Raw genomic sequence first — 24131 nt, 5'->3', positions numbered from 1 at the left:
AGCTATTCTTTACGCAAAACTCAAAAGCTAAATTACGGAGAAAATAGTTCTATGTCTTTGTCTCGTGATGTTGTTTTATTAATTACTCATAGTGGAGATTTTTTTACTATTGATCGGGTCATGGAAGCCCTATTAAAAAAAGGCGTGCAACCCTTTCGTTTTGATACGGATCAATTTCCCCTCAATGTCCAATTAACTGCCAATTTTGGCAAATCAAAAAGCGATCATCAACTGGAATATAATGGTCATTCTATTAGCACAGAACAGGTACAAGCGGTTTGGCTACGACGGATCTGGGAGCCTGATTTTCAGGAATTAGACCCCCAATACCAACAGGCTTGTGCAAAGGAATCAAAGGCAACTTTAAACGGCTTTTGGGACAGTCTGAGGCAGGCTAATTGGGTTGATCATTTAGCACAAATTGAGGCGGCGAGTAATAAACTACTGCAATTAAGATTAGCCTCAGAAGTAGGTTTTACTATTCCGCAAACATTGATCACAAATAAAGCCGAAGCCGCACGGGAATTTTTTCAACAAGTTAACGGCAAAATGGTGAGTAAGCTATTAACGGCTCTTTCTCGTAGTATGGAAAGCACTTCTTTTTTCCTTTATACTAGCCTGGTTAAAGAGGAAGATTTACAATCTGCGGAGTCATTGCGTTATTGTCCAATGGTTTTCCAAGAACAAATTTCTAAGCAACAGGAATTGCGAGTCATTTATGTGAATGGTCAGGTATTTGTGGGGGCGTTAAATGCTTCTGTTTATGAAGATTCTACCGTAGATTGGCGCGCCCCTGGTATCGAGGTTGGTGCTTGGCAAAATCATCAACTTCCTGAAGAATTAATCCGTCGTCTTCAAACTTTTATGGGTCAATTGGGGCTCCTATTTGGAGCTTTTGATTTTATTCTCACGCCGTCGGGAGATTATGTTTTTTTAGAAGTTAATCCTGGTGGCGAATGGGGAATGCTGGAAAGGGATTTGGATTTGCCAATTTCCCAAGCGATCGCCGATACTCTGATTCCTTAAAATTTACTACTTAACCATTATTATTAAGGAGATTTATGACGGTTTTAATTTTCACTTTCAGCAACGATAATGAAAGTATTCCCCTGGTTGTTAAAGCTATTGAAGCTAAGGGTGAAAAAGCCTTTCGTTTTGATACCGATCGCTTTCCTACGGAAGTAAAACTCGATATTTATTCGGGTGATTTTGATGGGGGAATAGTTACCGATGGAGAACAGAAATTAGACTTAAGTGAAGTCTCCTCAGTTTGGTATCGGCGGATGAGATATGGCGCTAAACTTCCTGATAGTATGGATCAGCAATTTCGGGAAGCGTCTCTCAAAGAATGTCGTGTTACCGTCCGAGGATTAATTGCTAGTCTACCGGGCTTCCATTTTGATCCGATGATTAACGTTGATCGGGCTAATAATAAGCAACTGCAATTACAAATTGCCCGACAACTGGGTTTATCAACTCCCCGTACTTTGACCTCAAATAATCCCGAAGCTGTCAAACAATTTGCCCAGGACTGTAAAGAGCAAGGAATTGTTACTAAAATGCTCTCTCAATTTGCAATTTATGGTGAAAATAAAGAAGAAAATGTCGTGTTTACCAGTCCTGTGACTGATGATGATTTAGAGAATTTGGAAGGGCTAAGTTTTTGTCCGATGACTTTTCAAGAAAATGTACCTAAAGCCCTAGAATTAAGGACAATTATTGTGGGAAAACAGGTATTTACTGCCGCCATTGACTCTCAAAAATTAGACGGAGCTACCTATGATTGGCGGAAAGAAGGAAGGGCTTTAACTGAAAAATGGCAAGCCTATAATTTACCCGAAGATATCGAGAAAAAACTACTGCAACTAACGGCTTATTTCGGCTTAAACTATGGAGCTATTGATATTATTGTCACTCCCGATGGTCGGCACATTTTCCTAGAAATCAATCCCGTTGGCGAGTTTTTCTGGTTGGAATTATTTGCTCCCTATTTCCCTATTTCCCCGGCGATCGCTGAAATTCTGCTTACTCCTACAAACCAGAAACCATCTTAGTGATTCAGGATACTTTTTTAATAAAAGTTAATCATTTGTGCTGGATTTCCCTTGACATATTCTGTTAGTCGGTAGTATCTTGGTCGCAGGTCAATATTCCAAAAGGAAATTAACTCATGTCCAAAAATGTTAAAGTCTCTGCGCCCAAAGCAGTCCCCTTCTTTGCTCGTTTCTTAGCAGAGCAAGCCGTGGAAGCTAACAATTCTAATTCTGCTCCTGTCTCTACTTATAAGTATCCTTCCGATTGGGAAGAATATTAAATAGATAAGAGCAATCTTAATCCACAATTTAAGGGAGTAGCAGTTATTTAATAACTGAAAGCTACTCCCTATTTGATGGCTTAACTTTTTTAACATTGGATATTAAACTACTTATAAGCACCCAAACATAATTATTTACATATTTCTAATTCCCTGTTCCCTGTTCCCTCTCCCAACTAGGTAATTTATTTTGCACAAGCACTTACAATTGATTGAGACTTGCGATATCGGGTTGATTAGTGATATAATCCCAGCAATTAGCTTTCTGAAAAGTAAACTACTATGTCTAAAAATATCAAAGTATCGACCCCCCTAGCCGTCCCCTTCTTTGCTCGTTTCTTAGCAGAGCAAGACACAGAAAGCGGTGATTCTACTTCTACCGATATCCCCCCAGTCTGGACTTTGAAGTGGCCTTCCGATTGGGAAGATAGTTAAGTAGACCAGAGCCATCTTGATCAAACTTGATCGAAAATTAAGGGAGTGGCAGTTATTCAATAACTAAAAGCTACTCCCGATTTTTTTTTAATATTAATTTAAAGCAATTTTATATTTTGATACCAGGGAGAAAATAATGTTTGAGTCGTTATCAGGAAAAAAGGTAATTATTATTGGCATGAATTCGGGAGTTGACCTGGCGATCGCCAATAAGATATTAGAATTGGGGGCAAAAGTTGTACTTTCCCACCCATCTCCAGAAAAATTAAATCAGGCGATCGGATTAATTGCTGGAGAGATTGAAGCTAAAACCGTTAACATTTTGAATCAAGATTCAGTTAATACTTTTTTTGAGGAAGTGGGAAACTTTGATCATTTAGTCGTAACGGCGATCGGAGACAGAAATATGCCCCGATCGCTATTAGCAGAAATGACCACAGAAACGGCTGAAGGTGGCATGGACAAGTTCTGGGGAACGTTTTTTGCTGTCCGTGCCGGGTTGAAAACCATAGCTACTGATGGCTCCATTACCCTAACCTCCAGTGTCTCTATGTTTAAATCTTCAAAACTGGGAGGGATTTCTGTGATCGCCGCCGCCAATAGTGCCGTTGCCGCATTTGGGCGCTCACTGGCATTAGAAATCGCACCCATTCGGGTTAACGTGATTGCTCCTGGACTGATAGAGGATACCAGCATCTGGAGCAGTCAAAGCGAGTCTGAACGTTCAGACCTCAGCAAGTGGGCGATCGCAGCCTTACCCGTGGCTCACCTGGGGCAACCCGAGGCACTAGCGCAGGCGGTATTAAGTTTGATGACTAATCCCTATATGACCGGGGTGATTTTGCCTGTTGAGGGCGGAGTAACTCTGATCTAATCGACTCTAGCAGTAGTCATCAAAATTTTCATTCATCCAGGTTAAAATTTCCCCATTTACCCGCTCTGGACATTCATCATGGGCGCAATGTCCGGCATTTTCCAATTCCACTAATTTTAATTGAGAGTAATATTGTAAATATTGACGAGGGTTGGCAAATTTAACTGGAATTAAACGATCCTGTAAACCACAAACTAACAAAATAGGAACCGTTAACTGGGGAAATAGACTTTTAACCGTTGGGCCAAGACGGGGATTTCCCATCATTTTTAAAATCGAACAAAAAGCCCGCGCCGCCCCCCTTTCCAGGGCTGGAGTCACCAAAATATCAACTAATTCATCGGTAATCGCATCGGGATTATTATAGGCTAACTTTACCCAACGCCGGATAAAACTCGGACGACGAGCTAAGGCAAAAAATAACCTTAAAACCGGAGGAGAAGCCACAACATTTTGTACAGTTTCTACCACAGGAATTGCCCAAGGCGGTAACATTTCTAATTGTAATCCCGGGTCAGGAAGACTAATTAAAACTAATCCCTTTGCCAATTTAGGGTCTTGGGATGCCACCATTAAACTCACCAAAGACCCAATCGAATTTCCGACTAAAATTACAGGTTCTCGGATAAACGTTTTCCAAAAGTCATAGACTAAATCTACCCATAACTGAGTATTGTAGGGGGCGATCGCTTTTTCCGAACCGCCGAAACCCAATAAATCTAAAGCATAAACCGTATGGGTTTGACTCAACACAGCCAAATTGTATCGCCAGTGTCCAATCGAAGCCCCAAATCCATGTAAAAATAACATCGGGTAACTGGGACGAGAAGATAGGGACAAACCGGGCCGACTATAGGCGTAACGAATCCGCCAACCCCGCCAAATCCAATCCCGTTGACAACCTACTTGGTCTTGCCAGCTTGCGGAACTTAACAAATGTCCTCCGATCACAACATAACTTTATATCGATCATCTTAACCTTTATGGAATTTAGGTTAAATTTGGAACAGAATATCGATGGGAATGAGTACAATAGGAAACTGTAGAACCATATCACCATCATATTTAATCGCTTGCAAACTTCTTTAATGCCTGTGACCGATAAAAAAATCAATCGCAATTTGCCTCCAATTAACGAAAATATCCGGTTTCCTAAAATCCGGGTTATAGACGCAGATGGCTCTCAGTTGGGGATTCTCACCCCCCGGGAAGCCTCGCGGATGGCGGAGGAAAAAGAACTCGACTTAGTATTGGTTAGTGACAAAGCCGACCCCCCGGTGTGTCGGATTATGGACTACGGCAAATACAAGTACGAACAGGAAAAGAAAGTTCGAGAAGCCAAGAAAAAACAACACACCGTTGATGTTAAGGAAGTCAAGATGCGCTACATCATTGACGAACACGATTACAAAGTGCGCGTCAATCAAGCCAAACGCTTCCTGCAATCGGGGGATAAAGTCAAAGCCACCATTATGTTCCGTGGTCGGGAAATTCAACACAGTCACCTCGCCAAAAGCCTCCTGGAACGTATGGCCTCTGAGTTACAAGAATTGGCTGAGGTGCAACAGGAACCCAAACAAGAAGGACGCAGCATGATGATGTTGCTCTCACCCAAAAAGTAGAATTCAGGTGTTGAATGGCTGACTTCTCAGGGTTCGGTTGCCTTGGGGTGTAGGCTTCAACACCAAACCTCTAATGACAGCCGAAACTGGAAATCCTTCCATCCCCCTTGCTAACAAGGGGGACTTTAACTGTGAATGCTTAAAGCACTACCAATTAAGGTGTTTGACAATAATAAACCTTGTAACCTAGTTATAACTTACTGTTCCCTGTTCCCTAGCGCTATAACATCTGCGACCAAGTTTGTAACTTTTGTAACTCTGTAACATGGGTAAGGTTGTATTGTAGGGGAGTGATGGTGATCAGATTTTGACGTAAAGCATGAACATCTGTCATCCATTCATCCAAGTCTGAGGGTTCATTTAAGAGTTCTACATCTTCCATTAATTCTCCAGTTAACCAATAATAGGTTTTTCCCCGGGGGTCAATGCGTTTTTCCAAAATATCCAAATAACGACGAATTCCTTGGCGGGTAATCTTCACCCCCTGAATATCTTGAGATGGAACACCGGGAACATTAACATTCAGTAACATTGCTTCGGGTAGGGGATGTTTTTCTAAGGTGTGAATTAATTGTTGGGCAAATTCCACCGCCACTTGAAAGTCCCGGGAGGAATAACTGCCTAAACTAAATGCAATACTGGGAATTCCTTGGATTAACCCTTCCATGGCTGCCGAAACCGTACCGGAGTACAGAATATCCGTGGCCACATTCGGCCCATGATTAATTCCGGCTAAAACCAAATCCGGCGGGGTTTCCATCACCCCAAATAGCCCCACTTTTACGGAGTCGGCGGGGGTTCCCGAACAGGCCCAAGCCGTTACGGACGGGGCAAACACATCCTCTACCTGTTCAGCGCGGATGGGATGGTGTAAGGTTAAACCATGACCCGTTGCCGAGCGTTCTTGATCGGGACAAACCACGGTAACATCATGCCCGACTTGGGCTAAACCATTGGCTAAACTGCGAATTCCTTGGGCAAAAACCCCATCATCATTACTAATTAATAGTTTCATTGAGTTAAATTGATTCAGAGAGGGAAAATATACTTTCAGGACAATTTTGAGGGTGAATCAAGATTAGTTTTTTATTCAGTATCCTGATATCCACCCCGCCGATTTGCTTTTTCTATTTCTACATTTTCTGCACTCAATAATGGAACACCAGAGTCAATAATTTTTTCTCGGATTTGTTGCAATTTTATTCCTAAATATGATGAGGCTTTTGGCGTTTCTGTTTGTTCTGTGTCAACCGAATTTAATGGGCTTTGATCGGATAAACTTGGGTTATTTAAAAGGATTATTTTAGTCGTCAAAAAATCTACAAAATCAATCACCTCTTGTTGTTTTTCTTGAGGTAAAGAACGCCACTTTTCTAATAATTTTTGTTCCTGAATCATGGGATTTTGGAGTTGCAACTTTAAATATTATAGCAGTTTCTCCTAAAGATGTGTTAAATATAGCGAGTCTAAATCAGGGGTATAAATCCTTTGAGTCTCCTCGCCCTGACCGGAGAATCTCGCCCCGGGGTTGGAATTAATCTCGAAATTATTTGTAGTTACAATCCATTTAGACTTACTAACGAAACCGAAGATAGTAGCTATCCAATGTTGCCCAAACTTATATTTGAAAATGGTTTAATCAAACAACTAGATTTTTGGATATAGCCGAATAAACGAGTAAATTGGTGGAATGAATCGGGATGGTAAGTAACTTTATCTCCCGCTCAAAATTCTGCTTCTAGCCATTGTAAAAATTAGAGCATTATCAAGTTAAAATCCGACCTAAAGCCTTGGTTTTAATTCCCTTTGTTCAAGGGATTTTTTCAAAATTATTGTCGGTATCATTAGGCAAAAAATAAAAATCGAAGATAATTTTCTATTTTTTGAACCGCTTTTTTAACAAAAGACTACTGAGAAAAAGGGAACAAATTAAGCTACACTCAGCAAAAGCAGGAAAATTTAATCCTCTACCCCATTTAAACCGTCTATTAATCATGCTATGGCAACTCAACTTAGTGAATTAGAAACCCAACTCGAAGACCTGCGCATTGAGGGAACAGAGGCGATCGCAATTTCTCAAACCCTAGAAGAATTAGAACAATTGCGAATTAACTATTTAGGCAAAAAAGGCAAAGTTTCCATCGTTCTCGGGGGTATGGGAAAACTCGACGCCAGCGAGCGCCCTCGAATTGGATCTGTAGCCAACGACGTCAAAAAAGCCCTAGAAACAGGTTTAGAGGATAAACGCACCGCCCTCCAACGTGCCCAACTCGAAGCCCAACTGCAATCGGAAACCCTAGATGTCACCATGCCGGGAGTCTATCATTCCCAGGGCAGAATTCATCCCCTGAATGGCATTATTGATCGGGCTTTAGATATATTTGTTGGGTTGGGATATACCGTGGCTTCTGGCCCGGAAATGGAAACGGACTATTATAATTTTGAAGCCCTAAATACTCCCCCCGACCACCCCGCCCGGGATATGCAGGATACCTTCTATTTACCCGATGGTAATTTATTAAGAACCCATACTTCCTCGGTGCAAATTCGCTACATGGAAGAACACCAACCCCCCATCCGCATTGTCGCCCCGGGTCGGGTTTATCGTCGGGATACGGTGGATGCGACCCATGCGGCGGTGTTCCATCAAATTGAACTGTTAGCCATTGAAGAAGGCCTACAATTTACCGATTTAAAAGGAACTATTAAAGAGTTTTTGCGCCAAATGTTTGGGGATTTACCCGTGCGGTTTCGGGCGAGTTATTTCCCCTTTACTGAACCTTCAGCCGAAGTAGATTTACAATGGCAGGGAAAATGGTTAGAAGTGTTAGGATGTGGCATGGTTGATCCAAATGTGTTAAAAGCGGCTGGCTATGACCCGGAAAAATATACGGGATTTGCGGCGGGTTTTGGTGTTGAACGGTTTGCCATGGTTTTACATCAAATTGATGATATTCGGCGGGTTTATGCCAGCGATTTACGCTTTTTACGTCAGTTCTAATTGTTAAAATAGTGTGGGATTAAATGAGGAGTGAAATCAATGAATAATTTTGTATTGAGGAGTCGGTCTTTTCGGGTTTTAGCATTAGTTGTATTAGCGGTGATGGGGAGTCAATTACCCACTTTAGCAACGATACATACTAAACCCCCGACAACAAATTCTGAAACACAAATCGCTCAAAACCGTTCTAGTTTGTGTCGCGTTATTGGAGAACAACAGGGGTTAGCAGTTCATTCTCGCCCGACTCCGACTTCTCCGGTGGTCGGGGGTGTGGGGTTTAAAACGGAAGTAACTTTAGCCAATAATTCTGGCGGGACTCGTGGCCCGGATGGTCGCACTTGGGTAGAAATTTCTGCCCCAATTAAGGGTTATATTTCTAATGGTTTTCCTGATAGAAGTGGAAATTTACAGGACTGTTCGGGTCAAGTCGAACAACCCAAACCCCCAACAACAACACCCGTAGGTCTGTGTCGTCAAGTCGATTTCGCCGCCGCACCGAATGGGGTTGTGGTACGGGAAAAACCCTCGCGATTTTCTGACCGAGTTGGGAGTGTGGCTTCAGGAGCCAGAGTTAGACTGATGCAGAATTATAAGTTAATTCCTGATCCGAATGGGGAAAAACGCGATTGGGTGGGAATTAGTGAGCCTGTGGATGGATATATCTCGGCTAATACTTTAATTATGTGTCGATAATAGTAGAGACGTGCCATGGCGCGTCTCTCTATATTTAACTCTATTTAACCAGAAAGGCACAAAGAGGTTATAACGGGATTCAAGTTTTTTGAAGAAGTTGGAAAAAATGACCTAATAAATACAATGATCCACAGAGAATTGGTAAGGTATTTTCATCTTGAATGGCAGTATCTAAAGCTGAAATTAATGTGGGATAGGTTTGATAAAACTTTAAATCGGGACATAAACTTTTAGCTAGGGTTGCTAACTGTTGGGGGTCTGCATGGGGGTGATTAGGAATAGGAACTAAATATAATTGATCACCGGGTCTTAATAGGGCTTGAAAAATATTAGTATGATCTTTTGTTGATAACATTCCCATCACCCAACTAATAGATGAAACCTCTAAACTATCTACATATTGACGTAAGGCAATGGCGGCGGCAGGGTTATGGGCTCCATCAATTAATAGGCGATGCTGTTTCCAGGTCATCCATTGCAGGCGTCCTGGCCATTGGGCTTTTTCTATGCCTTGAATTAGGGAAGTTTCGGAAATTTGCCATCCTTGTTGACGTAGAATTTGAATAGTAGCGATCACGATCGCCGAATTAATTAATTGTATATTTCCTAATAGGGGTAAAGGGTATTCTAAACCTTGATAATTAGCCGTTTGTTGCCCACCATTTGCCTTGACCCAAACCGCAGGTTTAACCCACGTTACCGGAGCGTTTAATTCCGTCGCTCGTTGTTGAATAACTTGTTGAGCATCTGGGGGTAAAATACCCACGACAACTGGACAGTTAGGTTTAATAATTCCCGCTTTTTCAAAGGCAATTTCTGCTATTGTTGACCCCAGATATTCTTGATGGTCTAAACCAATGGAAGTAATCACACTAACCAAGGGATGATCACAAACATTAGTGGCGTCTAAACGTCCCCCTAACCCTACTTCCATGACTGCTATATCTACTTTTTGTTGAGCAAAATAGACCCAAGCTGCAACGGTGACAATTTCAAATAAAGTGGGGGGAACTTCATCGGGGAGAATGGCATTTTCTACCTGTTGTAAAACTTGTAAAAAATCCGCTTGTGCAATCGGTTGTTGATTAATTGATAAACGTTCTGTCCAATCGACTAAATGGGGAGAAATATAGCGTCCAACCCGATAACCCGCTTGTGATAAAATAGAAGATAGGTAAGCACAAACCGAACCTTTTCCATTCGTTCCGGCTACATGAATAATCGGAACATTTAGGTGCGGATTTCCTAAGCGTTCTAGTAGGTTTTTAATCCGTTCCAAACCGAGATGAATACTAAATTGTTGATATTTTTGTAAAAACTTTTCCATATTATTTAGATCTCATCAGCAATTATTAAATCAATTATTTCCTGCTGATTTTTGCGATAAATTCTAAAATCACTATCTAAGGTTAATATCGAACTCCCTGGAATTAATTCACTCATTCTGACTAAACAAGCATCGGCTAAAGACATCGGTATATTCTGATAACGCCGCATTAAATTTCCAATAGCTTCAATTTCTTCTGTTAAATGAAAGGGTATTTTAATCACTCCCGATTTTAATAAAGCAATGACAGCTTCCTCTCCTCCATAGGTTCTATGGAGCAAAAAACACGCTTCAGAAATAACCGCTTCACAAGTGAATAATGGCAATTGACTTTTTCCCCATTCAGTCACTGCCCAACTATGATATTGATCTTGGCGTTTTAGATAAGATACTAATGGCCCTGTATCTAACAAAATCTTATTTCTCATTTTTTACCAATTCCCCTGTAAATACTTTTTATTGGTCGAAAGGTCAGAAGGGCCACCATCTAAACAACCTGCAAACTCTTTAGCAGCTTCATAGGCTGAAATCCCTTGTTGTTCTGCTTCTGGAGGTTGAATTTCTGGTTTTTGGGCTTTAAAATGCAAAAATTCAATAAAATTAATCACTTCCTCCTGTTGTTGAAGCGATAAGGTTTTAATTATCTCGATAATGGCTTCTGCTTGAGTAATAGTTTGAGTCATGATCTTCTCCTGTAGTTGATAATAATATAAAATTCCTATATTGAATTTATTATAACATATCTCCACTAGAAAATCACTCAATCTAAATAAACTCGTTAATTGAATCGGGGAGAAAATCACTATCGAGGGTGGCTTCTGGTGTAAACGGACAAACCAGAGGAAATACTTCTAAAGTTAAACCCGTTTCTAAGGCTGCTTCTTGTCTGGCATCTTGATAACATTCCTCAAATACTTCTGTATAGTAAGGTTTTAAGCTGGGACTACTTTTGAATGCTTTTCTCAGTCTTCTACGATGTTCATAAATCGAAGATAACCAACTGTTAGAACGCTGTTCGGGTTGATATTTATATTTCAATAGATGCAGTAAAACAATAATTAAATTACTTTCTAGTGCTTGTTTTTCACTGCGTCCCATAGATTCGATTTCTTCAATTAAATTTCCCCAATCAACCTCTAATAATTGCCCGGTTTTTAACTGATTTACCGTATTTTCAATCCATAAGTAAAAATCTTTTTCATACAGGCTTAAATTTTCTGTTGATTCTAATTCAGGGTGCTTAGAGCTTACCATTGATACCTCCTTTGAGAGTTGAGAGGATTAGGGCCTATTCTATTGATTTATAACCAAAAAAGGCGCGTAAAACGCACCCTATCAACTTATAATTTTTACAGCACAGTACATAAGATTATACTCAAATCCAGAGAGTGAAGTCTTTTCTTACCTGTTGCCTGCTATAGCAATCCGTGTATGGGTTATAATATTTTATCCTAGGGGTTGGGAGACTTAACCCAAGCACCAAGAGGGTTGGAAGACCCAACCCCTACAGATTTTTATCACAACTCAAATAGGATTGCTATATCATATTTAACTTTTAGGTATGGGGGCGGTGGGACTTGAACCCACACGACCGGATAAGGGTCAACGGATTTTCATTCTCCCGTAGCTTTCGCTACTACCAATTGGCGTTGAGAATTGGACTCTCTCTTTACCCTCGGCTTTACGTTAGGGTAGCTCCCGTCGAGTCTCTGCACCTTCCTAGGTATTGATGTTAGATTGGGGAAACTCCCTCGTTTCTAATACCCCTAGGCTTGGCTCAGGATTGCCTTGTCTGAATTCACAGATTTAGGTTTCCCTGAATTTGACAGCTTACACTTGAGAGATTTCTCGCCTCAAGGCTCAATTTATCTTTAAGTCCGTAGCGTCTACCATTCCGCCACGCCCCCGTATTGGGTTATGTGTTGATTCGCTTTTGAATTTTCACATTTCTATATCTAAGCATTTTATTTTGATTTGTGCAAGGGTTTTGGGAAAGTTTTTTTTCAAAAATGGCTAAAACGTTCTCCTATTGGCATTTTTGACTTTTGGGAAAAGACGATAATTTCACCCCCCCTTAACAATCTGGGACTGGGGCGGTAAACTAAGATTGAGTTCACCCAAACTTGAAAATATTATGATTTTGCCAGGTTCCGCCGTGCGAGTCACGAACCCTATTGATACTTACTACGGTTTCCAAGGTCTAGTTCAACGAGTCAGTGACGGGAAAGTCGCTGTTCTGTTTGAAGGAGGCAACTGGGATAAACTGGTTACGTTCAGACGTTCTGAACTAGAAGCTATTGATACCACCGCCGGACGCAAAGGCAAAAAGTAAGGGTAATTACGAATTACGAATTACGAATTACGAATTACGACAAATGGGTAATAGGTAATAGAAACAGTTTACTCCCCCTGCCCCCCCTGCCTCCCCTGCCTCCCCTGCCTCCCCTGCCCCCCTACTTCCCCTGCCTCCCCTGCCCCCAGGGCTGTTTCAAAGTCGGGTGAAAAAGAGTAAAGAAAGAGCGATCGCCACCTGATAAAATGGAAAGCGATCGCCATTTTTTCTAAAAAAAGATGCTAACAAGTTTAATAGAAAATTTAAAAAAAGTCAAGGACTTCAGAAAAAGTCAGGGAAAAAGGTATGAGTTATGGGAAGTGCTATTAGTAGTAGTTTTAGGGGTGATAGGAGAATGTGGTCTAAAAGGAAAGTTGATAACTGCGGATGCGTTACATTGTAATGTCACCGGGAACATATTCAAAGTATAATTCAGGTAGAACGGTGGGGATACAGAGGAAAAAAGTCTGATAAAGAAACGGTTTATTATATAAGTAGTATCTGGGAAAAGGCAGAATTTTTTTCCCAAAAGATTAAAGGGCATTGGGGGATTGAAAATCAAGTTCATTGGGTAAAAGATGTGTTATTTAAAGAGGATAGTATGAAAATTCATCAAGTACGAGCGGCGACTAATTTGGCATTGCTCAACACCCTAGGATTGAATATTTTCAGAGGTTTAGGATTTTTATCAATAACAGAGGGAAGAAGGTGGTTAGGAAATCAGTGGGAGAAATTAGTGGCTATCTCTTCATCCCCAAGTTAAGAATAGAGCGATTAGTTTAGGAAAAATAGAGAAAAATCACAAACGTAAGTCTTACTCCGTAGGGAATAGGAATATTTATGCTATTTAGATAACTATTTCATATAATTAATATTATATAGCCCTTATAGGAAATATTAATTCTTCCGAAAATAGCTATCATGTTTGAGAATTATGGCTAAAAAGTAAGCTATAATTTTCAAACATGAAACAGCCCTGGGGAGCAGGGGGAGTAGGGGGAGCAGGGGAGGTAAACTCTTTCTAAACCCATTGCCCATTGCCTATTCCCCATTCCCCCTCTTTCTAAACCCATTACCCATTACCCATTTCTATAACTGGATTCAGTAATTCTAAGCGAAATTCTTGGCGATTTTCAGGCTTTAAATAACGCTGTTGAAGTTCTTGCCATTTTTGCCAAGATTTATACTGACTTTCTGCTAAAAGATTGATCAAAGTCGGGAGTTTAGAGTTGATTTTTGATGGTATTTTGTCTGCTATTTTTTTTATTAACACCATACCATCTTGTATATCTCCTAAATGTTCTTGAATGGCTTTGATATCTTCTAAATAAGCTAGATATTTAGAACTATAAAAATGAGTAAATAAACTCATTTGATAACGGATTTTCTTCGCTTGCTTTCTTAAATCATGCAAAGATTCTCCCTGTTGCTCTAAAATGATTTTTAAGGTTTCTGGAGTGATTACAGCAGAATTTACTAAATCTTGAGTGATTCCCACTTGCCAACCCGGATGCAAGAACAAATGACTAATTTGGGGAAGTAATAAATCCGGTAAAACTTCATCAATAGGGAGTTTTTCTAGCATTGTAAAATTAGGTTCTTTCACCCAATCCTGTAAATCTTCTTTCAAACTTTGATATATTTTATGTTCTAAAGTCCATTCCACAACTCTAAAGGCTTTGTGACGTTGTTTGACCCAATCCATTAATACTTTATCTACAATTTCTTGTTCCGATGGTGGTAATTGGGAATAATAACTATTTTGTAATAGTTCTAATAAAACATCCAAATCCCGCAATTTTCCCAAACGACGGGCAATTTTACCGATTTTTTCATCCTCGGCAGATTCTGGTAATTTTAATACTGGAGCAAACCCAACCACCGCAGACCTTAACCGTCGCATTCCCACCCGCATTTGATGTAATTCTTCAGGATCATGATCTTTTAAAACTTCAGACTCATGACTAATAACTTTTTCTAGGTGTTTCTGAATCGCTTGTACTGCCCAATATCCTAAAGTTTCGGTTTGAGGATTAGTTGTTGTTTCCATGATAAACACCCCAAAATTTTAATTAATACTTGTTTGATTATAACAATCTTAAATAGTTTTTTACAGAGGATTTAAGATTGTTATAATACGGCATTTAGTCATTAATTACACTGTTTTGTAATTCCGTGACTAGCCGCTTAATCTGGTTATAGGCTTGCCCAGAAGATAGTGTTCCTTGGGTTTCTAAGCTAAAAATTTGGCTAATATCCATCACAAAATCTTGCAATTGAACTTGATCAGATACAGGAAGAATCCGAGTTTCCCAATGATCAATCTGAGTCTGATCAAAAAAATCTGGGGCTGATCTCATAGTTATATCCAAACCCTGCGAATTCTAGGAATATTGTTTATTCTACTATTAAATTGTAATCTTAAACCAAAAATTAATTAAAGTCAAGGGATTAAATTATTAGATTTTTTTTACAAAAGTTATAATATTACCGTTCAAATCTTTATTCTAAAAAGTTAAACAAAAATTAACTCTGAGATCAACTAGATTTAACTAACTTTATATAGTCAAATCCTGAACAGCTTGATCATTTTGGGAAATAGGCGATAAACTGATAACTGGTACAAACGCGCCCGGGCGCAGCCATGCCTAAGGCATCTAGCCCACTGATATTTATGAACCTTGCTTCAAATGTCCGTCCAGAAACTCCCTCAGACTATCCTAGAATTACCCAAATTCATAAATTAGCATTTAACCGACCCAATGAAGCCGATTTAATTGATTTAATTCGTCAATCTAATCGCTATATTCCTGGGTTAACATTAGTGGCAGAAATTGACGAAATGATTGTCGGTCATATTGTCTATAGTGAGATTGATTTAGTCAATCAAGAAACCATTTCTGTCCTAGGATTAGCTCCTTTAGCTGTGCATCCAGAGTTCCAAAATCGAGGAATTGGTAGCCAATTAGTGCAAGTTAGTTTGACACTTGCTAAAATTAGACAATATCCTTTAATTATTGTTTTAGGTGATCCTAAATTTTATGCTAAATTTGGTTTTCAGCCTTCTGTAGACTATCAAATTCACTCTCCTTTTCCTGTTCCTGAAGAATATTTTATGGTTAAGGTTTTTAACGATAAAATTCAACACCAAGGAAATATTATCTATCCTCAAGCATTTAGTCAAGTTTAAACCAAAATTATGTAAAAATAGAAATAAATCAAATCCATATGTCACTCAATGAATTTATTATTTATGCTTGTCCCAGGGGAGAATTAGCGAAACAAATTGAAGCATTTTATCAAGAAAGCCTGGAATTGTGCGGATTAAATGCGGCTCATAATTATATGCCCCATTGTACCTTAACTGGCTTTTTTCAAGATCAAGAATCTCAAATTTCCCTCTATATTCAAGCCCTAGAAACCGCTTACAAGACCGCACAATTAACCGCGATTCCTTTAAAGATTAATGTGACCCAAATGACTTTTCAATCCACTTGGTATGGTTTGGAATTACAAGCCCAAGGCATTCCCTTGTTAATGATTCATTTTGGTCAATTGGTTAATTCACCAACTCGCTTAGAAGCTTTGCGATTAAAAACTTGGCTCCATTTGAGTTTAGCCTATGAATTTCAACCTCAACACGCTCGACAATTAAAAGATTTAGCTCAAAATCGAATTAATCCCTACGCCCAAGTGGATTGGGAATTAAGGTTTTATCAGAGACATCCCGATCATTCCTGGACTTGTCATCAATCTTGGCAATTAACATCCTAGACTCAATTGATTTTTCATCGAATTCCAGACCATTTTGACCCCTTGATTTATCCGTCAATTTGATTCATAATAACTACAATGCTTTATCCCTTGACCAATGCCCAACTTTAGAAAAATTACCCACGTTATTTACGATTTAGACGGTTTACTGTTAGATACGGAACCCCTTCATACTAAAGTTAATCAAATGGTTGCCAACTATTATGGCAAAACCATTGATCATGCCCTCGGTTGCAAAGTTAGGGGTAGAAAATCCCATGATTCTGTTAAACTCTTAACTCAACAGTTGGAATTGTCAGTCACGGTAGAAGAATTCTTAGAACGAAAAGATGCAATTATTTACCAATTGTATCCCCATGTTTTGCCGTTAGATGGAGCCGTTTTTCTAACTCAACATCTGGCTAATCATAATATTCCTCAAGCGATCGCTACCAGTTCAGGAAATCGCCCTTTTACCGCGAAAACCCAAAGTCATCAACAATGGTTTTCTCTGTTTCAATCTATTGTTAGAGGAGATGATCCTGAACTTAAAAATGGCAAACCCGCACCGGATATTTTCTTATTAGTGGCGCAACGTTTAGGAGCAAAACCTGAAGAATGTTTAGTATTTGAAGATGCTTTAGCGGGGGTTTCTGCGGCAAGGGCGGCGGGAATGTCCGTAATAGCAGTTCCCGCATCGGATATGGATAAATCCCTTTATCAAGAAGCCGATCAAATTCTTAATTCTCTCAGTGAATTTGAACCAGAATTATGGCAGTTACCAAGGTTTTAATTAATAAATCAAAGATTAGATATTAGGGGGAAATTAGCGATCATAATTTTCCTCTTTTCCCTAGTTTTTCTCGGACTAATTCAGTATTCTTAGATGATCTAAAAGAATCTTAACCTTTTTTTAACTTAATATATCAAAAAAAATTGATATAATTTAGATATCTCTTTTTTTCAAGCGGTTTAATTTTAATCAATTCACTCATTTATGGCAACAACAACCCCTGTCATTAAACGACTTTCTTTCCTGGATCGTTACCTGACACTCTGGATATTTCTTGCTATGCTAACGGGAGTGGCATTAGGTCACTTCATCCCTGGTATAGAACAATTAATCCATCGGTTTCAGGTGGGAACTACCAATATCCCGATTGCAATTGGCTTAATTTTGATGATGTATCCGCCCCTTGCCAAAGTGCGGTATGAAGAATTAAGCGATGTCTTTCGCAATGGAAAAATCCTGAGAATATCTCTATTGCTGAATTGGGTTATCGGCCCGATTTTGATGTTTTTGTTAGCAATTACTTTCCTCAGAAACTATCCCGAATACATGGTAGGACTAATCCTAATAGGGTTAGCCCGTTGTATTGCGATGGTTGTGGTCTGGAGTGATTTAGCACGGGGAAATACCGAATATACTGCTGGATTAGTTGCTTTTAATAGCATCTTCCAGGTAATTTTTTATAGTCCCTTTGCCTGGTTTTTTCTCAGCGTTTTACCGCCTTTGTTTGGGTTACAAAGCAGTGTGATTAATATTAGCATTGCGGAGATTGCAAAAAGTGTATTCATCTATCTGGGTATTCCTTTTCTCGCTGGTTATTTCACTCGTTTTTTCCTGGTGAAAGCTCAAGGAAAAACTTGGTATCACGAAGAATTTATCCCTAAAATTAGCCCGATTACACTGATTGCGCTGCTATTTACCATTGTCACCATGTTCAGTTTACAAGGGGAAAAAATTGTTCAAATTCCCCTTGATGTTCTGCGAATTGCCCTGCCTCTGATCATCTATTTTGCCATCATGTTTGTGGTTAGTTTCTATCTAGCATGGCGAATTAAAGCCGACTATTCTAGGGCTGTAAGTGTTGCATTTACGGCGACAGGAAACAACTTTGAACTGGCGATCGCCGTTGCTGTTGCGGTGTTTGGCATTAATTCCGGTGCGGCGTTTGCTGCGGTTGTTGGGCCGTTAGTAGAAGTGCCTGTATTAATTATGCTGGTTAATTTGGCGTTCTGGTTTGAACAGCGTTATTTTAAACCTGCTAGCTCGGAAAGTCTGTAATTTTTTCAAGAAATTCAAGCCTGTTACTGTTTTTATTTAAACTATAATTCATCGAAGATTGAACATGAAAAGAGTGATGTTTGTTTGCAAAAGAAATTCTTGCCGTTCTCAAATGGCAGAAGGATTTGCTAGAACTTTAGGAGCCGGAAAAATAGCCGTTACCAGTTCCGGTTTAGAAGCCAGTCGGGTGCATCCTACGGCAATTCAAGTGATGGATGAAATTGGGATTGATATTACTAATCAAACTTCTAACCCTTTAAGTGATTTCCAAGCAGAAGATTATGATGCGGTGATTTCTCTGTGTGGTTGTGGGGTAAACTTACCCGAAGCCTGGGTAGTTCAAGAGGTATTTGAAGATTGGCAATTAGACGATCCTGACGGACAACCTTTAGAAACTTTTCATCGAGTTAGAGATGAAATTAAAGACAGAGTTCAAACTTTAATTGATAGTTTGAGTTAACACTTTTTGCAATAATCAGTTGTAGGGGCGGGTTCATCGAGATACGCGGTAATTAACAAAGATCTAAAAGAACCCGTCCTTACCAGTTATCAGTTATCAGTCATCAGTCATCAGTTATTAGTTATTAGTCCGAAACCCATTACCCATTACCTATTACCCATTACCTAATATATGTTCGATCATCCACCCCGAATTCTATTTTTATATGGTTCTCTGCGGGCAAGGTCTTATAGTCGTTTCTTAGCAGAAGAAGCCGCCCTAATTATTCAGGATTTTGGTGCAGAAGTACGGTTTTTTGACCCCCGAGAATTACCGATTTATGGAAGCGTACCGGACACTCACCCCAAAGTTCAGGAGTTACGGGAATTGAGTTTATGGTCTGAGGGTCAGGTTTGGTCGAGTCCCGAACTTCATGGTCAAATTAGTGGGATCATGAAAAATCAAATTGATTGGATTCCTCTGACCATGGGGGCGATCCGACCGACCCAGGGCCGAACTTTGGCCGTGATGCAGGTCTGTGGCGGTTCCCAGTCTTTCAATGCGGTGAATACCCTGCGGATTCTGGGGCGCTGGATGCGGATGTTCACGATTCCCAATCAGTCTTCGGTGGCCAAAGCCTATCAGGAGTTCGATGAAGATGGGGTGATGAAGGATTCCCCCTATCGCGATCGCGTGGTTGATGTGATGGAGGAACTCTATAAATTTACATTGTTATTAAGAGGACAGGCTGATTATTTAAGCGATCGCTATAGTGAAAGAAAGGAAAAAGGAGTTCAGGAAACGATGATTGATATTGGTAAAACAATTAATGGGGTTTATGGTAATAAGTTCTAAATTGTAAAGAATTGAAACGTTTACTTGTGACTCGCCGTAAGAGAACTTAGTATGAATCCTGTGGTTTTCGTGAACCTAAGCGGGAGCTAAAACCTGGGGGGTTCACGAAAAACCCTAGAACCTTGACAAATCAATAGTTTATTTGACTTTCAATAACAATAATCCCGCTTGCGGGACTGAAACCCTTGAAAATGGAATATAAAGTTTTAGGTTTAGACGTTCTTTCAATAACAATAATCCCGCTTGCGGGACTGAAACAATAAAATACGGAGGCCCTAAAGAGCCTACTACATTAATCTTTCAATAATAATCATCCCGCTTGCGGGACTGAAACATATCCGAGTAGAATCAAAAACAATCTACTGGGAATTTTTAAATTGTCCATGCCGAAAGTTCATATTATTGGTTTAGGAAGATCGGGAAATGCCGCCGCCCGGTTATTAAAATTGCAAGGATGGGATGTGATTTTAAGCGATCGCAATTCCTCCTCAACCCTAGAAACCCAAAAACAACAACTAGAAACCGAAGGAATTCAAGTTGAATTAGGACATACTTTTCAACCCGATATCTCCCTGGATTTAATTGTGGTCAGTCCTGGAGTTCCTTGGGATAGTCCGGGGTTAAAAGCAGCCCGAAATTTAGGCATAGAAACCATCGGAGAACTAGAATTAGCTTGGCGAAATCTGCGACATTTGCCCTGGGTTTGTATTACTGGAACCAACGGAAAAACTACAACCACCGCCCTCACTACCGCAATTTTTCAAGCCGCAGGTTTAAACGCTCCCGCCTGTGGAAATATTGGGTATGCCGCCTGTGAATTAGCCTTACAAGAATATCAAGGAATAGAAAAACCCCTAGATTGGGTAATTGCAGAAGTTAGTAGTTATCAAATCGAATCCTCCTCAACTTTAAGCCCAAAAATTGCCATTTGGACGACTTTTACCCCGGATCATTTGAGTCGTCATTACACCTTAGAACGTTATTATGATATTAAAGCCAAATTACTCTATCAATCCCAAATCCAAATCATTAATGGGGATGATCCCTATTTAAGAGAAACCGCGAATAAACGCTGGCTTTCTGCCTCTTGGACAAGTGTTTTAGGGCGAGAAAAATTAGTTGCCAATCCCGAATTAGGATTTTATATTGATCATAATTGGGTAATGCAAAATGGAGAAAAAATAGTTCAAGCCGATGCCTTAAAAATGGTCGGAAGTCATAATCAACAAAATCTCCTGATGTCCGTTGCCGCCGCTCGATTAGCAGGCATAGAAACCCCAGCCATTAGTCAGGCAGTTTCTGATTTTCCCGGGGTTGCCCATCGTTTAGAACAGATAATGAATTGGCAAGGAATTGACTGGATTAATGATAGTAAAGCCACCAATTATGACGCGGCTGAAGTGGGATTATCGGCCGTTAATGCTCCTGTGATTTTAATAGCTGGAGGAGAAGCCAAACAAGGAGACGATACGGCTTGGATCAATCAAATTAAAGCAAAAGCCGTTTCAGTATTATTAATTGGAGATGCGGCCGAAGCCTTTGCCAAACGGTTAATAGAAGAAAATTACTCTGATTTTGAAATCGTGGAAACCCTGGAAAAAGCAATCATTAGATCCTCTAAAATTGCTCCAAAATTAGGCGCAAAAGTGGTACTATTATCTCCTGCCTGTGCCAGTTTTGATCAATATCAAAGTTTTGAACATCGGGGTGATCATTTCCGCCAGTTGTGTTTAGAATTACAATCAGGGCAGGTTTAGATTATCCGTTAGAGAGGATTCAAAATTAATACATAATCCGCCCATATTTATTGATAATCTTCTTCGTGTCTTTGTGCCTTTGTGGTTGTTTAAATATCCCTATTTTGCAAAACAATTTTGAACGATTCTAACTCCTTAGAAAAACCCAGTTTATCCAGTAAAATCACATTATCAACAGCAATTTCTCTTGTAGTTGCTAATATGATTGGAACCGGTGTATTTACCAGTTTAGGGTTTCAAGTCCTTGATATTCAGTCGGGTTTTGCCATTTTATTTTTGTGGTTGATTGGCGGTATTTTTGCCCTTTCTGGAGCCCTATGTTATGGAGAATTAGGGGCGGCCATGCCCCGCTCTGGGGGAGAATATCATTATCTGTCGGAAATTTATCATCCGGTGATTGGTTTCCTCTCAGGATGGGTGTCTGTAACCGTTGGTTTTGCGGCTCCTATTGCCGCCGCTGCCATGGCATTAGGGAAATATATTTCCAGTGTATTTCCTAGTTTAAATTATCCCACCATAATTGCTTTAATTGCAGTAATATTAGTTTCTCTAATTCATACCCAAACCCTGAAAATTAGTAGTGTGTTTCAACAGGGATTTACGGTTTTAAAAGTTGTTTTAATTATTGTTTTTATTCTGAGTGGGTTAACTTTAGGCACCCCTCAACCCATTGAATTTATACCACGTTTTAGCGATATTCCGGTAATTTTCAGTTCATCTTTTGCCGTTTCTTTAGTTTATGTGACCTATTCCTATTCCGGTTGGAATGCTGCGGTTTATTTAGCGAGCGAAATTAAGGAACCCGAGAAAAACTTGCCGAAATCCCTTTTAATGGGTACGTTAATTGTTACAATTTTATATCTACTTTTGAACTTTGTTTTTCTCTATACAACACCGATTGCACAATTAGCCGGACAATTAGAAATTGGTTATATTGTCGCCCAACAAATTTTTGGTAATCTGGGAGCAAAAATCATGGGACTATTAATTGGATTTGGCTTAATTTCTTCCATCAGTTCCATGGTATTAGCTGGGCCAAGAGTTACCCAAGTCATCGGGGAAGATATTCCCTTATTTAAAATTTTGGCTCAAAAAAATCAACATGGAATCCCCTATTATGCCCTATGTTTACAACTGGCAATTGTGATTATATTAATCATCACCGCCAGCTTTCAAGCCGTAATTACCTATTTAGCGTTTACCCTGACCCTATCTTCATTAATCACGGTTTTAGGGGTGTTTGTCCATCGTTTTCGCCATCCTGACGTACCCCGTCCCTATAAAACTTGGGGATATCCAATCACTCCGATCATTTTTTTAGGAATTAGCCTTTGGATGCTAATATTTATTTTTCAGGATAAACCCCTAGAATCCTTAGCCGGATTAGGAACAATTGCCCTTGGTTTACCCTTCTATTTTATCGGTATTCGGAATAAATTGGTGTAATTTATGAAATTCTCAGCCCTATTACTGATCCTTTTAAGTGTTGTTGGTTTGCAGTCCTGTGTTCAAACTGAACCTCAAGAAAAGACTGAAAAATCCCCAGGAATTGAAACCCCCAAAACCTCCCCAGAAACCCCTCCTTCTCCGCTTGATCCCTTAACCCTATATGATCAAAAACAAGCGGATTATTTAACAGATACCGCTAAATTAATTGCGGGAATGAAAGTTGATCCTAAAAGTCAGTTTTATTCCCTAACCCAATCTAAATTTTGGGTGAATTATCATGGTTTTATTGAGCCAGCTTGGTCAAAACTAGAAAAACAACAACTGGCAAAAGTTAGCGACTGGTCAAAACAGGAATTAGCTACGATTAATCAATCTAATCCTCGAATTTTTTATCCCTTTAGTGGGCCAGATTTCTTATATGCTAATTTATTTTTCCCGACCGCCCAAGAATATGTGCTGGTGGCTTTAGAACCCGTGGGAACTATTCCTAATTTTAATGAATTATCCGAAAGTCAGCGTCATCAAAAATTGGGAGATGTGAAAAACTCCCTTTATTCTTTACTTCAGTTTAGCTTTTTTCAGACCAAAGAAATGAAGTCTGATTTATCCAATCAGGGAGTTTTACCTTTAATTTTATTATTTATGGCGAGGACAAATAATAGAATTTTAGACTTACAATATATTGGATTAGACAAAGATGCTAAAATTCAAAAATTTGAAAAAGGCATGATTCCCGGGGTAAAAATTGATTTTGTTTCTCAAGGGGAAAAAGAACCTCGAACTTTATATTATTTTTCCGCCGATATTTCTGATGATGGCTTGAAAAAAACACCCCAATTTAGCAAATTTATCAAACAAATTGAGCAACCCGTTACCTATCTTAAAGCCGCATCCTATTTAATGCACAGACCCGCCTTTGCTGGAATTCGAGAGTTAATTCTGGCTCAAAGTCAAGCGATTTTACAGGATGATTCGGGGATTCCCCTGAACTTTTTTGCCGAAAAACAATGGAATTTCAACTTTTTTGGAACCTATACCGCCCCCATTTCTTTATTTAGTGTTCGCTATCAACCGGATTTAAGGAAAGTTTATCAAAGCAATGCTGCTGTGAAACCGCTTAATTTTGGGGTGGGTTATAAGTTTGGGGTGAATCAATCTAATATGATGTTAGCAACCAAAAAGCAAAAACCTTAATCCTAAAGAGAATGTTGA

The 24131-nt window shown here is 39.6% G+C and carries 27 protein-coding genes and 1 pseudogene; 19 read left to right on the top strand and 9 right to left on the bottom strand.

Annotation, left to right across the window (positions count from 1 at the left end; translation table 11 throughout):
- The first annotated feature begins 51 nt into the window (after positions 1 to 51).
- The 5 genes from AC2D3N_RS05310 (at position 52) to AC2D3N_RS05290 (ending at position 3623) form a co-directional block, all read left to right on the top strand.
- Positions 52 to 1026, top strand: coding sequence for an MvdC family ATP-grasp ribosomal peptide maturase (locus AC2D3N_RS05310; protein WP_484693003.1), 975 nt, complete (start codon positions 52 to 54; stop codon positions 1024 to 1026).
- Between the two features lie 35 nt (positions 1027 to 1061).
- Positions 1062 to 2054, top strand: coding sequence for an MvdD family ATP-grasp ribosomal peptide maturase (locus AC2D3N_RS05305; protein ID WP_484693002.1), 993 nt, complete (start codon positions 1062 to 1064; stop codon positions 2052 to 2054).
- A gap of 116 nt (positions 2055 to 2170) precedes the next feature.
- Entirely contained in the window at positions 2171 to 2314 is a 144-nt protein-coding gene (locus AC2D3N_RS05300) for a microviridin/marinostatin family tricyclic proteinase inhibitor (RefSeq protein WP_484693001.1), read from the top strand.
- Positions 2315 to 2596: 282 nt separating this feature from the next.
- On the top strand, positions 2597 to 2749 hold the full coding sequence (locus tag AC2D3N_RS05295) for a microviridin/marinostatin family tricyclic proteinase inhibitor (protein WP_484693000.1): 153 nt from the start codon (positions 2597 to 2599) through the stop codon (positions 2747 to 2749).
- A 136-nt stretch (positions 2750 to 2885) separates the two neighbouring features.
- Entirely contained in the window at positions 2886 to 3623 is a 738-nt protein-coding gene (locus AC2D3N_RS05290) for an SDR family oxidoreductase (RefSeq protein ID WP_484692999.1), read from the top strand.
- Positions 3624 to 3629: 6 nt separating this feature from the next.
- On the opposite strand, the gene AC2D3N_RS05285 is transcribed toward AC2D3N_RS05290, so the two are convergent.
- A complete protein-coding gene (locus tag AC2D3N_RS05285) occupies positions 3630 to 4559 on the bottom strand; it encodes an alpha/beta fold hydrolase (RefSeq protein ID WP_484692998.1) in 930 nt (309 codons plus the stop codon).
- A gap of 152 nt (positions 4560 to 4711) precedes the next feature.
- Here AC2D3N_RS05285 and infC point away from each other — a divergent pair, with 152 nt between their 5' ends.
- Entirely contained in the window at positions 4712 to 5245 is a 534-nt protein-coding gene (gene infC, locus AC2D3N_RS05280) for a translation initiation factor IF-3 (protein WP_026785810.1), read from the top strand.
- Between the two features lie 220 nt (positions 5246 to 5465).
- Here infC and surE read toward each other — a convergent pair whose 3' ends face one another.
- Complete coding sequence (surE, locus tag AC2D3N_RS05275; protein ID WP_484692997.1) at positions 5466 to 6260, bottom strand: 5'/3'-nucleotidase SurE; 795 nt, start codon at positions 6258 to 6260, stop codon at positions 5466 to 5468.
- Between the two features lie 71 nt (positions 6261 to 6331).
- The gene (locus tag AC2D3N_RS05270; RefSeq protein WP_079679325.1) at positions 6332 to 6643 is read right to left on the bottom strand and encodes a hypothetical protein; all 312 of its coding nucleotides are present in this window, start codon (positions 6641 to 6643) and stop codon (positions 6332 to 6334) included.
- A 601-nt stretch (positions 6644 to 7244) separates the two neighbouring features.
- On the opposite strand from AC2D3N_RS05270, the gene pheS reads away from it, so the two are divergent.
- The gene (gene pheS, locus AC2D3N_RS05265; RefSeq protein ID WP_484692996.1) at positions 7245 to 8246 is read left to right on the top strand and encodes a phenylalanine--tRNA ligase subunit alpha; all 1002 of its coding nucleotides are present in this window, start codon (positions 7245 to 7247) and stop codon (positions 8244 to 8246) included.
- Between the two features lie 39 nt (positions 8247 to 8285).
- Positions 8286 to 8939 (top strand): SH3 domain-containing protein, encoded by a 654-nt coding sequence (locus AC2D3N_RS05260; protein WP_079679322.1) that lies wholly within the window; start codon positions 8286 to 8288, stop codon positions 8937 to 8939.
- 79 nt (positions 8940 to 9018) lie between these two features.
- Here the strand turns inward: AC2D3N_RS05260 and AC2D3N_RS05255 are convergent, their stop codons facing one another.
- The 4 genes from AC2D3N_RS05255 to AC2D3N_RS05240 form a co-directional block, all read right to left on the bottom strand.
- Positions 9019 to 10266: a bifunctional folylpolyglutamate synthase/dihydrofolate synthase gene (locus tag AC2D3N_RS05255; RefSeq protein ID WP_484692995.1), complete on the bottom strand. Its 1248-nt coding sequence runs from the start codon at positions 10264 to 10266 to the stop codon at positions 9019 to 9021.
- Positions 10267 to 10271: 5 nt separating this feature from the next.
- Entirely contained in the window at positions 10272 to 10694 is a 423-nt protein-coding gene (locus AC2D3N_RS05250) for a type II toxin-antitoxin system VapC family toxin (protein WP_484692994.1), read from the bottom strand.
- A gap of 3 nt (positions 10695 to 10697) precedes the next feature.
- Positions 10698 to 10949 (bottom strand): DUF2281 domain-containing protein, encoded by a 252-nt coding sequence (locus AC2D3N_RS05245; protein ID WP_484692993.1) that lies wholly within the window; start codon positions 10947 to 10949, stop codon positions 10698 to 10700.
- Between the two features lie 82 nt (positions 10950 to 11031).
- On the bottom strand, positions 11032 to 11520 hold the full coding sequence (locus tag AC2D3N_RS05240) for a DUF29 domain-containing protein (RefSeq protein WP_484692992.1): 489 nt from the start codon (positions 11518 to 11520) through the stop codon (positions 11032 to 11034).
- Between the two features lie 880 nt (positions 11521 to 12400).
- Between AC2D3N_RS05240 and AC2D3N_RS05235 the strand changes: the two genes are divergently transcribed.
- Entirely contained in the window at positions 12401 to 12598 is a 198-nt protein-coding gene (locus AC2D3N_RS05235) for an NAD(P)H dehydrogenase subunit NdhS (protein ID WP_026795595.1), read from the top strand.
- Between the two features lie 239 nt (positions 12599 to 12837).
- Positions 12838 to 13361, top strand: a pseudogene (locus AC2D3N_RS05230) (ISAs1 family transposase).
- Positions 13362 to 13670: 309 nt separating this feature from the next.
- Here AC2D3N_RS05230 and AC2D3N_RS05225 read toward each other — a convergent pair.
- Both AC2D3N_RS05225 and AC2D3N_RS05220 read right to left on the bottom strand, forming a co-directional pair.
- A complete protein-coding gene (locus AC2D3N_RS05225) occupies positions 13671 to 14648 on the bottom strand; it encodes a CHAD domain-containing protein (protein ID WP_484692991.1) in 978 nt (325 codons plus the stop codon).
- Between the two features lie 94 nt (positions 14649 to 14742).
- Positions 14743 to 14958: a DUF7219 family protein gene (locus tag AC2D3N_RS05220; protein WP_079678888.1), complete on the bottom strand. Its 216-nt coding sequence runs from the start codon at positions 14956 to 14958 to the stop codon at positions 14743 to 14745.
- A gap of 314 nt (positions 14959 to 15272) precedes the next feature.
- Here AC2D3N_RS05220 and AC2D3N_RS05215 point away from each other — a divergent pair, with 314 nt between their 5' ends.
- The 9 genes from AC2D3N_RS05215 to AC2D3N_RS05175 all read left to right on the top strand — a co-directional run bounded on the left by AC2D3N_RS05215 (position 15273) and on the right by AC2D3N_RS05175 (position 24113).
- A complete protein-coding gene (locus AC2D3N_RS05215; protein WP_484692990.1) occupies positions 15273 to 15788 on the top strand; it encodes a GNAT family N-acetyltransferase in 516 nt (171 codons plus the stop codon).
- Between the two features lie 38 nt (positions 15789 to 15826).
- On the top strand, positions 15827 to 16372 hold the full coding sequence (locus tag AC2D3N_RS05210; RefSeq protein ID WP_484692989.1) for a hypothetical protein: 546 nt from the start codon (positions 15827 to 15829) through the stop codon (positions 16370 to 16372).
- A 97-nt stretch (positions 16373 to 16469) separates the two neighbouring features.
- Entirely contained in the window at positions 16470 to 17144 is a 675-nt protein-coding gene (locus tag AC2D3N_RS05205) for an HAD-IA family hydrolase (RefSeq protein ID WP_484692988.1), read from the top strand.
- 204 nt (positions 17145 to 17348) lie between these two features.
- Positions 17349 to 18419, top strand: coding sequence for an ACR3 family arsenite efflux transporter (gene arsB / locus AC2D3N_RS05200; RefSeq protein ID WP_484692987.1), 1071 nt, complete (start codon positions 17349 to 17351; stop codon positions 18417 to 18419).
- A gap of 64 nt (positions 18420 to 18483) precedes the next feature.
- Positions 18484 to 18879, top strand: a complete 396-nt coding sequence (gene arsC, locus AC2D3N_RS05195; protein WP_484692986.1) for an arsenate reductase, glutathione/glutaredoxin type — start codon at positions 18484 to 18486, stop codon at positions 18877 to 18879.
- A 171-nt stretch (positions 18880 to 19050) separates the two neighbouring features.
- Complete coding sequence (arsH, locus tag AC2D3N_RS05190) at positions 19051 to 19713, top strand: arsenical resistance protein ArsH (protein WP_484692985.1); 663 nt, start codon at positions 19051 to 19053, stop codon at positions 19711 to 19713.
- A 383-nt stretch (positions 19714 to 20096) separates the two neighbouring features.
- Positions 20097 to 21470: a UDP-N-acetylmuramoyl-L-alanine--D-glutamate ligase gene (gene murD / locus AC2D3N_RS05185; RefSeq protein ID WP_484692984.1), complete on the top strand. Its 1374-nt coding sequence runs from the start codon at positions 20097 to 20099 to the stop codon at positions 21468 to 21470.
- A 117-nt stretch (positions 21471 to 21587) separates the two neighbouring features.
- Positions 21588 to 22916: an APC family permease gene (locus AC2D3N_RS05180; protein WP_484692983.1), complete on the top strand. Its 1329-nt coding sequence runs from the start codon at positions 21588 to 21590 to the stop codon at positions 22914 to 22916.
- A 3-nt stretch (positions 22917 to 22919) separates the two neighbouring features.
- Positions 22920 to 24113, top strand: coding sequence for a hypothetical protein (locus AC2D3N_RS05175; protein WP_484692982.1), 1194 nt, complete (start codon positions 22920 to 22922; stop codon positions 24111 to 24113).
- Positions 24114 to 24131: the final 18 nt, after the last annotated feature.

The organism is Planktothrix sp. PLAVEN19ND (genome assembly GCF_057220675.1).
This window is presented reverse-complemented; position numbering and strand designations above follow the sequence as displayed.

Excerpts from the sequence above, each read along its gene's own strand:
- AC2D3N_RS05310 (WP_484693003.1), top strand. The coding sequence starts at position 52 with ATGTCTTTGTCTCGTGATGTTGTTTTATTAATTACTCATAGTGGAGAT.
- AC2D3N_RS05305 (WP_484693002.1), top strand. The coding sequence starts at position 1,062 with ATGACGGTTTTAATTTTCACTTTCAGCAACGATAATGAAAGTATTCCC.
- AC2D3N_RS05300 (WP_484693001.1), top strand. The coding sequence starts at position 2,171 with ATGTCCAAAAATGTTAAAGTCTCTGCGCCCAAAGCAGTCCCCTTCTTT.
- AC2D3N_RS05295 (WP_484693000.1), top strand. The coding sequence starts at position 2,597 with ATGTCTAAAAATATCAAAGTATCGACCCCCCTAGCCGTCCCCTTCTTT.
- AC2D3N_RS05290 (WP_484692999.1), top strand. The coding sequence starts at position 2,886 with ATGTTTGAGTCGTTATCAGGAAAAAAGGTAATTATTATTGGCATGAAT.
- infC (WP_026785810.1), top strand. The coding sequence starts at position 4,712 with ATGCCTGTGACCGATAAAAAAATCAATCGCAATTTGCCTCCAATTAAC.
- surE (WP_484692997.1), bottom strand. The coding sequence starts at position 6,260 with ATGAAACTATTAATTAGTAATGATGATGGGGTTTTTGCCCAAGGAATT.
- AC2D3N_RS05270 (WP_079679325.1), bottom strand. The coding sequence starts at position 6,643 with ATGATTCAGGAACAAAAATTATTAGAAAAGTGGCGTTCTTTACCTCAA.
- pheS (WP_484692996.1), top strand. The coding sequence starts at position 7,245 with ATGGCAACTCAACTTAGTGAATTAGAAACCCAACTCGAAGACCTGCGC.
- AC2D3N_RS05260 (WP_079679322.1), top strand. The coding sequence starts at position 8,286 with ATGAATAATTTTGTATTGAGGAGTCGGTCTTTTCGGGTTTTAGCATTA.
- AC2D3N_RS05255 (WP_484692995.1), bottom strand. The coding sequence starts at position 10,266 with ATGGAAAAGTTTTTACAAAAATATCAACAATTTAGTATTCATCTCGGT.
- AC2D3N_RS05250 (WP_484692994.1), bottom strand. The coding sequence starts at position 10,694 with ATGAGAAATAAGATTTTGTTAGATACAGGGCCATTAGTATCTTATCTA.
- AC2D3N_RS05245 (WP_484692993.1), bottom strand. The coding sequence starts at position 10,949 with ATGACTCAAACTATTACTCAAGCAGAAGCCATTATCGAGATAATTAAA.
- AC2D3N_RS05240 (WP_484692992.1), bottom strand. The coding sequence starts at position 11,520 with ATGGTAAGCTCTAAGCACCCTGAATTAGAATCAACAGAAAATTTAAGC.
- AC2D3N_RS05235 (WP_026795595.1), top strand. The coding sequence starts at position 12,401 with ATGATTTTGCCAGGTTCCGCCGTGCGAGTCACGAACCCTATTGATACT.
- AC2D3N_RS05225 (WP_484692991.1), bottom strand. The coding sequence starts at position 14,648 with ATGGAAACAACAACTAATCCTCAAACCGAAACTTTAGGATATTGGGCA.
- AC2D3N_RS05220 (WP_079678888.1), bottom strand. The coding sequence starts at position 14,958 with ATGAGATCAGCCCCAGATTTTTTTGATCAGACTCAGATTGATCATTGG.
- AC2D3N_RS05215 (WP_484692990.1), top strand. The coding sequence starts at position 15,273 with ATGAACCTTGCTTCAAATGTCCGTCCAGAAACTCCCTCAGACTATCCT.
- AC2D3N_RS05210 (WP_484692989.1), top strand. The coding sequence starts at position 15,827 with ATGTCACTCAATGAATTTATTATTTATGCTTGTCCCAGGGGAGAATTA.
- AC2D3N_RS05205 (WP_484692988.1), top strand. The coding sequence starts at position 16,470 with ATGCCCAACTTTAGAAAAATTACCCACGTTATTTACGATTTAGACGGT.
- arsB (WP_484692987.1), top strand. The coding sequence starts at position 17,349 with ATGGCAACAACAACCCCTGTCATTAAACGACTTTCTTTCCTGGATCGT.
- arsC (WP_484692986.1), top strand. The coding sequence starts at position 18,484 with ATGAAAAGAGTGATGTTTGTTTGCAAAAGAAATTCTTGCCGTTCTCAA.
- arsH (WP_484692985.1), top strand. The coding sequence starts at position 19,051 with ATGTTCGATCATCCACCCCGAATTCTATTTTTATATGGTTCTCTGCGG.
- murD (WP_484692984.1), top strand. The coding sequence starts at position 20,097 with ATGCCGAAAGTTCATATTATTGGTTTAGGAAGATCGGGAAATGCCGCC.
- AC2D3N_RS05175 (WP_484692982.1), top strand. The coding sequence starts at position 22,920 with ATGAAATTCTCAGCCCTATTACTGATCCTTTTAAGTGTTGTTGGTTTG.